The organism is Sphingobacterium sp. UBA7631 (assembly GCF_002483935.1).
Taxonomy (GTDB): Bacteria; Bacteroidota; Bacteroidia; order Sphingobacteriales; family Sphingobacteriaceae; genus Sphingobacterium; species Sphingobacterium multivorum.
In genome coordinates this window covers 122,668-136,913 of record NZ_DLIX01000005.1, presented here as the reverse complement: position 1 = coordinate 136,913, position 14,246 = coordinate 122,668, and the positions used below count along the sequence as shown (strand labels likewise).

The 14,246-nt window shown below is 39.1% G+C and carries 7 protein-coding genes, 1 tRNA gene and 1 riboswitch; of the genes, 3 read left to right on the top strand and 5 right to left on the bottom strand.

The window, feature by feature from the left end; translation table 11 throughout:
* Positions 1–24 precede the first annotated feature (24 nt).
* The 3 genes from B3P16_RS08995 to B3P16_RS08985 all read right to left on the bottom strand — a co-directional run bounded on the left by B3P16_RS08995 (position 25) and on the right by B3P16_RS08985 (position 4,990).
* Positions 25–1,068 (bottom strand): homoserine O-acetyltransferase family protein, encoded by a 1,044-nt coding sequence (locus B3P16_RS08995; RefSeq protein ID WP_286753855.1) that lies wholly within the window; start codon positions 1,066–1,068, stop codon positions 25–27.
* A 33-nt stretch (positions 1,069–1,101) separates the two neighbouring features.
* Positions 1,102–2,412: an O-acetylhomoserine aminocarboxypropyltransferase/cysteine synthase family protein gene (locus B3P16_RS08990; RefSeq protein ID WP_046674616.1), complete on the bottom strand. Its 1,311-nt coding sequence runs from the start codon at positions 2,410–2,412 to the stop codon at positions 1,102–1,104.
* A 255-nt stretch (positions 2,413–2,667) separates the two neighbouring features.
* Positions 2,668–2,780: riboswitch (SAM riboswitch) on the bottom strand.
* Between the two features lie 182 nt (positions 2,781–2,962).
* Entirely contained in the window at positions 2,963–4,990 is a 2,028-nt protein-coding gene (locus tag B3P16_RS08985) for an FUSC family protein (RefSeq protein WP_286842496.1), read from the bottom strand.
* Positions 4,991–5,332: 342 nt separating this feature from the next.
* On the opposite strand from B3P16_RS08985, the gene B3P16_RS08980 reads away from it, so the two are divergent.
* Positions 5,333–7,783: a TonB-dependent receptor domain-containing protein gene (locus tag B3P16_RS08980; RefSeq protein WP_286842494.1), complete on the top strand. Its 2,451-nt coding sequence runs from the start codon at positions 5,333–5,335 to the stop codon at positions 7,781–7,783.
* 108 nt (positions 7,784–7,891) lie between these two features.
* Here B3P16_RS08980 and B3P16_RS08975 read toward each other — a convergent pair whose 3' ends face one another.
* Both B3P16_RS08975 and B3P16_RS08970 read right to left on the bottom strand, forming a co-directional pair.
* The gene (locus B3P16_RS08975; RefSeq protein WP_070565356.1) at positions 7,892–10,081 is read right to left on the bottom strand and encodes a glutamine synthetase III; all 2,190 of its coding nucleotides are present in this window, start codon (positions 10,079–10,081) and stop codon (positions 7,892–7,894) included.
* A 175-nt stretch (positions 10,082–10,256) separates the two neighbouring features.
* Positions 10,257–13,076 carry a S9 family peptidase gene (locus B3P16_RS08970; RefSeq protein ID WP_286842492.1) on the bottom strand — a complete coding sequence of 940 codons (2,820 nt, stop codon included), beginning with the start codon at positions 13,074–13,076 and terminating at the stop codon, positions 10,257–10,259.
* 95 nt (positions 13,077–13,171) lie between these two features.
* On the opposite strand from B3P16_RS08970, the gene B3P16_RS08965 reads away from it, so the two are divergent.
* Both B3P16_RS08965 and B3P16_RS08960 read left to right on the top strand, forming a co-directional pair.
* Complete coding sequence (locus B3P16_RS08965; RefSeq protein WP_046674621.1) at positions 13,172–13,909, top strand: SIMPL domain-containing protein; 738 nt, start codon at positions 13,172–13,174, stop codon at positions 13,907–13,909.
* Positions 13,910–14,023: 114 nt separating this feature from the next.
* Positions 14,024–14,103: transfer RNA gene (locus B3P16_RS08960), tRNA-Leu, on the top strand.
* Positions 14,104–14,246 lie beyond the last annotated feature (143 nt).

The following is a 14,246-nucleotide window of genomic DNA, read 5'->3' as shown; positions in this document are numbered from 1 at the left end:
TTCTCTTATATATTATTTACTCTCTTATACTAATTCGTTTATGTATTCTTTTTGTTCCCGCAGAAAGCTGCTAATGATTTTGGTGAGTTTTTTTGTTTCGATCAAAAAGCCATCGTGGCCATAGGTCGATTCAATCTCTTGATAATGGGCATTGGGAACATGTTGCGCGATGAATTGTTGCTCTTGTGGCGGAAACAACAAATCTGTATTAACGCTCAGGACTAAAGTTGGACAATCAATGCTCGCCAAAGCAGATTCAATAGATCGTCTTCCCCGACCTAAATTGTGGCTGTCCATTGCTTTGGTCAGGAAATAATAGCTGTACGCATTATAGCGTTTCACCAATTTTTCACCCTGATAGTTCTGATAGGAGGATGCTTTATAATGATCGAGTTTTTCGTTATCATCTTCCTTTTGCGTGTTGGCATACGTTGTATAGTTGCGGTAAGACAACAGTGCCATAGCGCGTGCAACTTTCAATCCTTTAGCTCCACCATCAGGGTGATTGGCGTAAAAGGTTCGATCAGTTGTAATGGCCAGACGTTGACTTTCATTGAATGCAATACCCCATGGTGAGTGGACGGCATTTGTTCCAACCACGATGAGATGGTTGATGGCTATACTGTGCGATACGGCCCATTCCAATGCTTGTTGACCGCCTAATGACCCCCCGATAAGGATCTCTATTTGTTTGATTTCCAGGTGGTCCGCAAGGACTTGATGTGCGTGGACCAAATCCCTCACTGTGAATTCGGGGAAAGATAGGTAATAGGGTTGTCCGGTTGCTGGGTTTACAGATAGCGGATTACTGCTATTATATGCTGATCCTATGACATTGGCACAAATAATATAATAATCGTTTGCATCAAACAACTCACCTGTTCCAAAAAGACCGGACCACCAATCCAGCACATCTGCATTGGCCGTTAATGCATGGCAAACCCAGATCACATTGCTGCGATCTGCGTTGGGTTTGCCAAAAGTTTCATAACTGATTTGTAAATCAGTAAGCTCTCTTCCATTTTCAAATACAAAAGGCTCCGGGTGCAGATATATATGCTTACTCATTTCATGTTTAAGTTTTAAGCCGAAAAAATCTGATTATTTAATTTTATCAAAAGCTTGTTGTAAATCAGCTTTGATATCATCAATATGCTCTATTCCTACAGAAAGACGTAATAAGCCTTTGAAGACTCCGGCATTGGCTTGATCTTCATCACTCAATTGTTGATGGGTTGTAGCTGCTGGATGAATAATCAATGACTTCGTATCACCAACATTGGCTAAATGACTGATCAATTCTAAGCTGTCGATAAAGCTATTGGCCTTTTGCGCTGCGTCACCTTTAAGCTGGAAAGAAAGTACCGCGCCATAGCCATTTTTAAGGTATTTTTGTGCGTTAGCGAAGCTCGGAGAGCTTTTTAATCCCGGATAGTTTACTTTTTCTACCTGTGGATGCGCCTCAAGCCATTTTGCGACCTCTAAAGTGTTGTCTACATGGCGTTGCACCCGCAAAGACAAGGTTTCAAGTCCTTGTAATAATAAAAATGAATTGAAAGGGGAGAGTGCTGGTCCGAAATCCCGGAGCCCTTCCACACGCGCCCGAATGGCAAATTGAATATTTCCGAATGGTCCGCTTTCACCGAAAACTTCGGAAAATACTAAACCATGATAGCCTTCAGATGGTTCGGAAAATTGCGGGTATTTTCCATTGCCCCAATTGTAGTTTCCGCCGTCGACGATGACACCGCCAATGCTTGTGCCATGTCCACCGATCCATTTAGTTGCCGATTCAACAACCACATTTGCACCATACTCCAGAGGTTTAAATAAATAACCTCCGGCTCCAAAAGTATTGTCGACGATTAATGGTAAGTCATATTTTTTTGCTACGGCAGCAATTTTTTCAAAGTCGGGAATATTGAAACTTGGGTTTCCGATTGTTTCAACATAGATTGCTTTTGTTTTATCATCAATGAGCGCTTCAATTTTATCTGCTTCGGCGTCTGTTGCAAAACGAGCTTCGATGCCTAGGCGCTTAAAAGAAACTTTAAACTGGTTGAATGTACCGCCGTATAAGTTGGATCCCGCAACAAAATTGTCACCACTTTCCAAAATATTATTTAAAGCTATAAACTGTGCCGCCTGGCCGGATGCAACAGCAACAGCTGCAACTCCACCTTCCAGTGCCGCAATACGTTGTTCGAAAACATCCGTAGTAGGGTTCATAATCCGTGTATAAATATTACCGAACTGCTTTAATGCAAATAAGTTTGCGCCGTGTTCGGCATTTTCAAATACAAAAGATGTTGTTTGATATATAGGAACTGCTCTAGATCCCGTAGTAGGGTCAGCGACTTGACCAGCGTGAACCTGAAGAGTTTCGAATTTTAAATTTTTGTTTGAAGACATAATATATCAGATTTTAAGGGTTCAAAAAGAAATTGCAAAGTAAAAAGAGAAGCATACACACCTCCTTGAAGGGTCTGTTAAATCTTTATCCAAGAAAACGGAAATTATTTTTAACAAGCATGGAAGTGCATATGCATACGCATTCGCATCGATACAATTGTACGATGGGTTACACTTTCGCTTATCGTGCGGTTCACTTGTGTTGAACCTGAATTTTTAATGGACTTCAGTAATTTAATAATCATTGTCTTATGTCATTTATATGCTCCAAAACGATATTGTTTTGGACAGGAATTGGCACCTTTTCAAACAAATTGAAGGTTGCCAGTGGGTCATTGAGCCAGTCTCTCGCCACTTCTTTATAAATCAAGACCTACTGATGAAGGGAGGTGTTGATTAGAAATCTTCTTTCGAAGACGACACAAATATAAACTCTTTTTTTATTAAAGCAAAAGAAATGCTATTTTTTAGTTAAAGGAATTTTGAATAACATGCCGATTGGCATCACATATCTTCCGATGAAACCGCAAAAGTAACTGTCAATCGGGTATTATGATTTCTTTAAATTGATCCGTTCTGCAGTTTGATTTAAATCTGTTAGAAGAGGTTTAAGCGCATCGATTCTACTATGGATATCATAGGCGAGGTGGCGATTCGTCTTTTTGCTTAACGATAGCGAAAGGCCCACCAAATGGGAATTGACCTGATATGCGAGTGCCTGAAAATGGTGAATATGTGACCAATCCATCCATTTGTGCTCGGGTTCTTTTTTCATTTGATTGATGGCGTCTGAAAACAGGGCCATGGCGGTCTGCGCCTTTTTACGAGCCAGTCGTATATCAAACGAACTTTGTCGTTCGTCCGACAGACGGTTATTGATGATCTGGAAATAATGCGCGTTGTAAAGGGATACCTCTTTTGCCAGCTGAACCATGCCTGTGCTCTGGCGCACAGGTATCAAGAAATAACCCGCTATAGCCAAGAATGCTCCAATCAGTGTGAAAAGTATTCGGCTGCCTAAAATGAGATTGATGTTCCCTTCGAACAGATTGAGCGCAATCACAATTCCCAAGGTAATGAAGATGACACTGACCATATAATTAGATCGGTTGAACAAAAAGAATCCAAAAAGACCCAATGCAGCTATGGTTAGGAGTGCTGGAAGAAAATGAATAGAAATTAAGCAGAACACACCAACTATAATACCCGAGAATGTACCGACAATACGTTCTATATTACGGGTTTTTGTCATTGAAAATGCTGGCCTGGCAACAATAGCGATCGTCAGTAAGATCCAATAGGTATATTTAAAATCAAAAAATAAAATACCGATCAATGCACCTGTTCCAAAAAGAAGAGCCATCCGAACCGCAAATCGAAAAAGCGGATTATTCAGATGGAGTTTACTTTTTAGATCAGCGAGATTACGTAATGGTCGACTGATAAATTGTTGGTACTCGCTGGTGTCAATCTTATCCTGAATTTCCTGATTTTGATAAAAAGCGACCTGGATTCTGTTGAGTACATCAATAATTGCTTCGATGTTGCATATGATAGAACATAATATACCTTTTGCTGGATCGGCCTGTTGTTCTTGAATTTCTTTTAAATCCCGTAAGAGGGCATTAATTTTAAAGTTATTATGGTATAATTGATGTGCATACCGGAACCTCTTGTTGGGTTGTGAAAAGCTATCGATTTCTAACGCTAATAATTTGATTGTGTGACGAATTAAGGGGAGGCTGCCCGTGTCTGCAAGATTTTTGCGAATTGCATCGTAGTCATGATCAAGCGCAATAATTAACTCATGGAGGTCAATTAATCCATAAACCTGACTGAGCCAATAATTGCTTTTATGCCACTGTTGGCTTATGATTTTTTTTTCTCGAAACAGAAGAGACCTGATTTGTTCCTGCTGTTCGCTGATCTGGCCATGAATTTTTCCTACGCGACTGTACGTAATATTCAAAGGAATATCGGGATCGTAAGACTGTGATCGTATCAATAGAAATTGGGACAATCCATGAAAGCCATTAGCCATGGCATGTTTTAAAGAGCGATAAGGTTGTATATAGGCTTGTAAAAGGCTAAAAAAGTAATATATTATGGACCCTGTTGTAATCTGTAAGCTAACCGCAAAGGGGTGTTGTGGGGCCATTCCGATCACAAAACTCATGAGAATCAATGTCATGTTTCCAATTGCAGCATAGCGGGCTCCAAAAATGCCGTATAAGGTGCATATAAAACCGGCTGACGCTAGCACGATAACCAAGGGCCAATGATAGGGAAATACAATAGCTGTAAACAATGATGCAATAAAGAAGGTGGGAATACATACCAGAGCTGAAGAAAGTTTATCTTTTCTGTTGCCAGGAGGATCGGTGAGTGTCGTTAACAACGATCCGACACCGATTCCGATAGCCGTGCTCGCTTGCGCTCCCAATAAATAGATCGCCAAACTTGGCAAAATACTGATGGCAACATTACGTAATGCGTCTCCAGCATGCTCGCCATGCATAAATCGTATCATAAGGATATAAATACGGTAGAGTCTTTTCTTCAATGATACAGTGCTCATGAATCAGTTTACTAATTTTCGATGCAAAAATACAAATATTATGCTTAATATTTTTTGTATACAATTTATTTGTTTTGAATTTTATTTGTTTTTTGAATTTTTATTTTGATTCGATGTTTTTTTTCTACGATATGTTTCAGAAGATTCAAAATTAGCTCGCATGATCCTATCCGCTGTAAAAGCGATCAGCGAAGGATAGGGTTTACCGATATTATTTGGTTGTCTACCGAGTGAATCGCACTACCTGTCTATTTCTGCTAGTCAACGTGTAATGAATACACGAGGTTTGTTGTCATTATTATGAAGTTGACTATCCGATCGATAGCCCAAAGAAATTACATTATGAAACCACAAAAAATTAAATTGCTCTTATTTTCTATTGTTTTATTCCTGTGTTCTAATGCCGGACCCGTTTCAGCACAGTCTGACGGGGGGAAATTACGTACTGTCGTTGTTGGGCAGGACAACCAGCCCATTGCTGCCGCAAATATTTCACTGTTTCGTAAACCCAATGATGTCTTGTTAAAAGGAACCTTATCCAACGAAAATGGAGAAATTGTGTTGTTTGCGATACCCGAGGGGAAGTACAGCTTACAAGTGTCCACGGTGGGTTATGGTACTTATCGTTCTGGGGAAATAATGCTGCGTGCGGGTGATTTCAAGGTGCTGGATACGATTCGATTACAGCTGGAAAGTAAAGTGCTGGATGAGGCGCAGGTAATTGGCAAGAAGCCATTAATTGAAAGTCACCTTGATAAAGTTGTGCTCAATGTCGAGAACAGTATTTTGGCAACCGGAAATAACGCATTGGAACTCTTGCAAAAGGTCCCGGGGGTAACTTTAGACAACAAAAAGATCAACCTTCGTGGAAAAAGTAATGTGATCATCATGATTGATGGTAAGCCTACTTATCTTTCTGCAGATGAAGTGTCGCGCTTATTGGAAAATACAGCTTCAAATGCAATAGCCTCGATCGAAGTACTCACCAATCCACCTGCAAAATATGATGCGGCAGGGAATGCAGGAATTATTAATATTAAGACGAAGAGGAATACGCAATTTGGAAGTAATGTTAGTTTAAACCTCAATTTAGGGCAGGGTAAATATACAAAGGCTGATGGTGGCTTTCTCATAAACCATCGTAACAATTGGGTGAACTTATTTTCTTCCTATAACTATGCAACTGCCTTAGGCTTTAATGATTTAGATATCGATAGGGCTGTAGATACCAAAAGCGGGACGACTTTTTTCAATTCGGATTCTTATTCGAAATTCCGCTATCGAGGTCATAATTTCAAATTTGCGGCAGATTTTAACCTGGGGAAACAGGAGGTCATTGGATTTGTGGTTAATGGTAATGTAAGCAATGGTCATTCAACACGGGAGGGAAGCAATCTGATCGCTTCTCAAAAAGGAAAGCTTGATTCGGTAGTATTAGGAAGTAATTTGTCAGATTTTAAATACCATTACCTCACTTATAATCTGAATTACAAAAAGACATTTGATACCTTAGGGACTGAATTGACGTTTAATGGGGATTATTCATATTCGAAAAATAATGACAATAGCACTGTTGGAAACCATTTTTTGGACGCAAACTGGGAAGAATTTAAATCACCGCATATTTTCCGGAATGATATGCTTTCTAAGGCAAAAATATTAGTTTTTAAAACCGATTTTGTGCATCCTTTTAATAAAACGACGAAACTCGAGGCGGGGTTAAAATATAGCCGCGTAAAAACAGATAATAATTTGTTGTACGAAGATCAGGATCAGCAAGGCGAGTTTGTGCAAAATAATGGTCAAAGTAATCATTTTTTGTACAATGAAAATATAGCAGCAGCTTATTTCAGTTTAAATAAATCGTTCGGAAAGTTTTCGGTACAAACTGGACTGCGTGTTGAAAATACGAACTCCCTAGGAAACTCAGTGACGCTTGGGCAACAAACAAAACGTACCTATACCGATTTTTTTCCATCAATATTTGTACAGCAACAGATTAATGATAATCACAAGCTTGGTGCGAGTTATAGCAGACGTATTGACCGCCCTGATTATGGGGCATTGAATCCCTTTGTGTATTATTTGGATCAATACACGTATCAGTATGGCAACCCTTATTTAAATCCACAATATACCAATTCGTATGAAGTAAATTATACCTTTAAAGATCGCTATTTACTGAGTTTGGGCTATAAGAGGACCAACGATGCAATCACTCAGGTCATAGAAAGTAATTCAGAGACCAAAGCTATTGCACAGACCGATCGAAATTTGGCTTATTTTGATTATTACAACATGAATGTCAATATACCCGTTAAGCTTTTTAAATGGTGGAGTATTTCTAACAATGCCAGCGCTTTTTATAATAAGTTTAGTTTTGATGAGCACTCCGGAGCGCAACGCCAATTGGAAAAGTTATCGTTTCAGGTAAGTTCCAATCATGATATCCGAATTGGGGAAACAACAAACCTGGAGCTGACGGGCAATTATTTCTCGCCAGCAGTATATGGCGTATTTAGTTTTCAGTCTTACTATGGCATTGATCTAGGTGCAGGTAAAACATTTCTTGACAAAAAATTGAATGTCAAGTTGGGTATAAATGATGTCTTGAATACAAGAGGCCAGCGCAGATTGTCGAGTTATCAGGAAAATGGATACTATCGTATACGAAATGCATATGATAGTCGGGTTATCCGATTGTCTGTTTCTTATCGTTTTGGTAATATGAATATTAAGTCAGCCAATAAAAAGGGAGGGAATAATGACGAAGATAATCGATTAAAAAAATAGGAGCTATTGTTGTGAGAGGAGGTAAGGAGCAAGAGATGACGAACGTTCCCCTAAAACAAAAAGAGCCAGCAATATCGCCGGCTCTTTTTGTTTTATTGGGAAGTTATCTTAACTTAAAAATAAGATCTCTCTCAATTTTGGAAGAGGCCATTTTTTGTCATCAACAATTTTCTCCAATTTGTTGACATGATAACGGATCACATCGAAATATGGTTTAACCAATTCATCGTAAGCGATTGATCTCTCACGTACATCATCAATTTGGTTTGCTTTTTTACGTTCTTGACGCATTGCTTCAGCTTGCTCCAAGATGGTATTTACGTGTGTTGAAATACGTTCTACAAAGTTCAATTGAGAGCTGAATGCTGCTTGTGCCAGACCCAGGTCTTTTAATCCTTTGACGTTTTCAATCAATTCATTTTGATAAATGAAACATGCCGGGGCGATTTGGTTGTTAACCATCTCTTCGATGACACGCGCCTCAATTTGTAATTTTTTATAGAAGTTTTCAAGCAAAATTTCGTGGCGAGCTTCTGATTCACGTTTGGTATAAATACCTAGTGATTCAAACAGGGCTAAAGATTCTTCTTTTACATAAACATCTAATGCTTTAGGTGTCGATTTGATGTTAGAAAGACCACGTGCTTCGGCCTCTTTTTCCCATTCTTCGCTGTATCCATTGCCTTCAAAGCGGATAGCTTTTGAATCTTTGATGTATTTGCGGACAACATTTAAGATCGCAAGATCTTTTTTGGTGCCTTTTTTGATTTGTTTATCTACTTCTGTTTTGAACTCGATCAATTGCGCTGCAACGATCGCATTCAACACGGTCATCGGTAAAGCGGAGTTTGCAGAAGAACCAACAGCGCGGAATTCAAACTTGTTACCGGTAAAGGCAAATGGTGAAGTACGGTTCCGGTCTGTATTGTCCAGTTTTAATTCAGGAACTTTAGGAATACCATGCCATAAGTTTGCCTCTGCTTTTACTTTTTTAGCAACACGAGCAGATTCAACTTCTTCCAAAAGCTCATCCAATTGAGAGCCTAAGAAAATTGAAATAATTGCTGGTGGAGCCTCATTTGCACCCAGACGGTGATCGTTGCTTGCACTAGCGATAGAAGCGCGCATCAAATCAGCGTATTCATAAACAGCTTTGATGGTATTGACGAAGAAAGTCAAGAACATCAAATTGTTTTTAGGTGTTTTTCCAGGAGATAATAAATTTACACCAGTATTTGTGATTAAAGACCAGTTGTTGTGTTTACCAGATCCGTTGACACCAGAGTATGGTTTTTCATGCAACAATACTTTGAAGTTGTGTCTTAAAGCAACTTGTTCCATGACATTCATCAACAATTGGTTGTGATCGATGGCCAAGTTGATTTCTTCGTACATTGGAGCACATTCAAATTGAGAAGGTGCAACTTCGTTGTGACGAGTCTTTAAAGGAATACCTAATTTTAGCGCTTCGTTTTCCAAGTCCACCATGTACGCTAATACGCGCTCTGGAATCGCACCAAAATAGTGGTCTTCCAATTGTTGGCCTTTGGCCGACATGTGGCCAAATAACGTACGGCCCGTTAACTGAAGATCTGGACGAGCATTATATAAGGAAAGGTCAACCAAGAAATACTCTTGTTCAATACCTAGAGAAGCGTTTACTTTAGTGACCGATTTGTCAAAATATTGAGCAACATCCGTTGCCGCTTTATCTACTGCGTTGATGGCTTTCAATAAAGGAGCTTTATAGTCTAATGATTCACCCGTATAGGAAACAAAAACTGTTGGAATACATAATGTTTTACCAGCACCTGTTTCGTAAATGAATGCAGGAGAAGATGGATCCCAAGCTGTATATCCTCTAGCTTCGAATGTATTACGGATACCACCATTTGGGAAAGAAGATGCATCGGGCTCTTGTTGAACTAATGCGTCAGCAGTAAATTTTTCAATGGCTTCACCGTTTTCGTCTGGCTCAAAAAAAGCATCATGTTTTTCAGCAGTCGAACCCGTTAAAGGTTGAAACCAGTGTGTGTAGTGAGAAACGCCGTGGTTAAGTGCCCAAGTTTTCATGGCCTGTGAAATGTGTTCAGCCAAATCTCTTGAAATAATCTGTCCCTCTTCAATGGATGCAACTAACTCCTTGTATGAATTTTTAGGAAGGTAGTCTTTCATTTTGTTTACGGAAAAAACATTCTTTCCGTAAATGTCAGTTGCTTTTTTAGTTTCAACTTTTTCAAATGAAGCAATTTGGCGTGAGCCTGCTGCTTCTACTGCTTTGAATCTTAGGTTCGACATTTGTATTTTGTAGTTAAATTACAGTTTTGTTGATTTTGTTTTTCAAAAATATTGTGTTTTTATTGAAAACTGAAATTTTTTTTGATGTTTTTTGTGAAATAATTCAAAAATTATGGTTTTTGGCTAATAAAAAAGGTGTGATTTATATAAATCACACCTTTTTTATTGTTTTGTGTTATAATTCGAATCCCCAGTCTATTCCTTTTTCGGTGGCAGGTACTCCTTTCTTCATCCAAGAAGGAGCGGGGGCACCTTTTAGGAAATGATCGAAGAATTGCTGTTCGCGAATTTGTATATCCTTACGGTTTTGTCGAAGTATAAGGTTATGTTCATCACCATTATAATTCAGCATCCATACAGGTTTGTTTAATCGGCGTAACGCAGTAAACATTTCAATACCTTGATACCATGGCACGGCCCCGTCGTTGTCATTAGCCATAATGACAACAGGAGTTTTAACTTTATCCAAATGGAATAAAGGTGAATTTTCGATATATAGTTCTGGAGCTTCCCACAGGGTTTTTCCGATGCGGCTTTGTGTATGTTCGTATTGGAACTGGCGGGACATACCACTTTGCCAGCGTATTCCGCCATAGGCAGATGTCATGTTGACGACAGGAGCACCAGTCCATGCTGCAGCGTACATATTGGTCCGCGTAATGAGGTGAGCAACTTGATAACCGCCCCAACTTTGGCCCTGTATTCCCATCTTTGTGCTATCAACCCATGCATTCTGAGCGAGGTATCTCATCCCAGAATTGATGTATTCTTCAGCTGATTTACCCGGATGACCTGTTTTGTAGCTTATATTTGGCGCAAATACCAGGTACTCGTTACTTACAAAATAGGGGATGTTCAAACGCGATGGCGTAGGAGCAGGGGGTTGATACGTATATAATCCATCTGAAAGCTTTTCATAGAAGTAAGCTATAATGGGATATTTTTTTGCAGGATCAAAATTTTCTGGTTTATAAAGAATTCCCTCAGCCTGATTTCCTTCGGGCGTTGTCCAATGGACTAACTCCGCTGTCCCCCAGTTGTAATTAGCCTGTTGCTGATTAATATTGGATAGTTGTAATTCGTCTTTGAACTTTATGGTATTGGTGTAGATATTAGGCGAATTCATATAATCCTCTTTACTGTACAGTATCGTTTGTTGATCCGCTGAAGAGCTGATATTCCTGAACGTTTTTGCCTCCACCAAAAGACTTTTAGGATCGTTATGCTGCCCCTTGAACTGGTAGAAACCAGATTCTTTGGTTTTATTGTCAAAGGAAGTTAGAAAACCACCCTTTTTATAGTCGAGTGTTGTGGCTTGTTCGCGGTCCTCTTCTCTTTTTAGCGGTAAGTAGCGGAAAGTTGTCTGCGATGCAGCTCCATAGCCGTTGGTCAAGATGGATTTGTTGGAACCGTCCAAGTTAAAATACCAGATATCATACCTCGAATTGACGTAAATCCCTTTAAAGTCCGGACTCCATGCTGCCATGCCATATCCTTGCGCGGCAGTAGGCATATCATTTTCCTCGTCGGCAAAGGACGCTGGTATACCGTCATTTAGCACCATCTTTTTCTTTGAACTAACTTGATAGGAATTCCAGGAACCTTTATCTTGGTCGAAATATACGATGTATTTTGCGTCAGGACTTAAGATTGCATTTCCTGAAAAGTTTGAAAGGATTAACTCTTTATTTCCTGTTTTTGTTGAAACCAGATAAATGTCGTCTCGTGTACTGCCTTCCCATTGACTTGCGATGCGCTTGCCAAAATCAGTGCGAGCTAAGATATACTCTTCATTTCCGTCCGGTGTAAGTGCGGTGGAGTTAAATGTTTGGTCCGTAAGGGGAATAATGTTGCGATTATATTTGGGGTAAGTAACCGCTAAGAAATTTCTTGCAAGATCTTTCTTTAAATTGACCAACTGCATGGGCTGTAAATAGTCGTCTTGCCAGTTCCAAACGTCCACTTTAGCATGCTCAAAATCAACCAAAGTGGTGTCTCTGACACGTGGTATTGGTGCTATGCCGAAAAATAGCTTCTCCCCATTTTTGCTGAAACGGATATCGCCATCCCCACTAACGGCCCAGTCTTTAGGTATACCATTGCTTGTTTTTGTTGTGAGGTATTGGGCTGTATCTATACCATTGGCATAATAATATAGATTGTAATTTTTTAGTAATGCCTTTTCATTGGAGAGATCCCCCAGGTAAGCGAGCTGATTACCTGATTCATCAAATTTGAAATTTTTATAATTACCTTTTCCATTTGATATCTTTTTAAGCTTTTTAGTTGCTATTTCGTAAAGGTAGACTCCAGATTCTTTTGATAGGCTATCTTTTGAATCTGTTTTTTTTGAAAAAACGATTTTTGATCCATTTTTATTCCATTCGTATTGATCTACAGATGAGAATTGCACCGAATCACCAGAATTTAGATCATATAAAGCAAGCGTTGCCACTGTTTTTTTCTTTTTATCGCTGCCTTTCTTTGCTTGTGTGGCATCAGTAGCCGTTTTTGAATCAGGTTTTTCATTTATTTCCTTGTCGAAAAGAAAAGAGACGAAATTGTTGTTTTGATCAGCAATTTTATAGGATTTTACCTGCGCAAATTTGACAAGGGATGACGTTGTTACATTGTAGATTGCCAATGAATCTTTTGGGAGATCTTCGGCTTTCTTCTTTTTGATCTTGGCTTCGCGGGTTAAGGCAAATGGCGCTTTGACCAAACTTAACAGATGATTTTCGGTATCTGTTAGTTTTCCATTATACCCACGGGGAATTTGAATGATTTCTTTGTTCTCTTTGGTTTTGAGAAAAAGCTGATTGTCGCCTTCTTGTGGAACGACCTGGAATAGGATAAATTTTCCCGATTTACTGATATAGGGTGATGATACGCTTTGCCAACTATCATATACCGTATGATCCAATGGTTTCTTTTGCGCATGGGCAGCGAATGCAGCCAGAAAACAAAATGGAATACAGATACTTTTCTTATTCATATTTTTAAACCTTTTTGTCGCAATTTATTCATAAAAAATAAATAAACATCGATTTTTTGGTATATTCATTGTTACGTAAACATAAAAAACTGGTTATGAAATCATCATCCGCTGTTATTATTTCGATTATAATGGGCGTTGTGCTCTTGCTCGGCACCTGGATATTGGGTACAGCTTATCGCTATAAGTTTAAATCGACGCAGACAATCACTGTTAATGGTAATGCCAAAAAAGATTTTGAATCCGATTTAGTCAAATGGAGTGCTACTTTTAGCCGAAAGAATTATGAATTGAGTGCTGCTTCAGCACAATTGGCTACCGATAGAGATTTGGTGCGGGACTTTTTAGTACAACAGGGGGTTAAGGCTGACGAGATCCGTTTCGAGGCTGTTAATATTGCCAAAGACTTTGAATATCATACCGATGGAAAAGGCAATGGTTATAATACTTTTTCCGGTTATACCTTATCGCAGGCCGTCAGTGTCGAATCAAAAGACTTAAATAAAGTTGACAATGCTTCAAGAGAAATATCGACATTAATTTCCAAGGGGATAGAACTTAGCTCCAGTACCCCTAACTATTATTACTCCAAGCTAGAGGATCTAAAGCTGGAACTTATTTCACAGGCTTCAAAAAATGCACATCAACGTGCAGAGAATATCGCAAAGGAATCGAATGCCGGATTGGGTAATCTGGTAAAGGCCGATCTGGGAATTTTTCAGATAACGGGACAAAACGACAACGAAGAATACTCTTCAGGTGGTGCATTTAATACAGCATCAAGAAAAAAAACAGCTAATATCACAGTTAAAGCAAGTTTTTTGAGTAACTAATGAAAAATTATTTGACTGAATCTCAGTCCTATATTGGTTTTGATTGAAAATTTATTCAAAAAGTTTTCTCCTTTTCAATAAAAAACCTACTTTTGCATCATCCCAAACGGATATGCCCGGATGGCGGAATTGGTAGACGCGCTGGTCTCAAACACCAGTGGGAAACCGTGCCGGTTCGACTCCGGCTCCGGGTACTGAAAGCCTCTTTACGATACGTAAAGAGGCTTTTTTTATACACCTATGTTTTTCTGACCTGATGATTTCGACAATACCCCGATAATAACTTATCAAGATAGACAATATAACGGATATATCCTAATACCAACGTATACCTAAT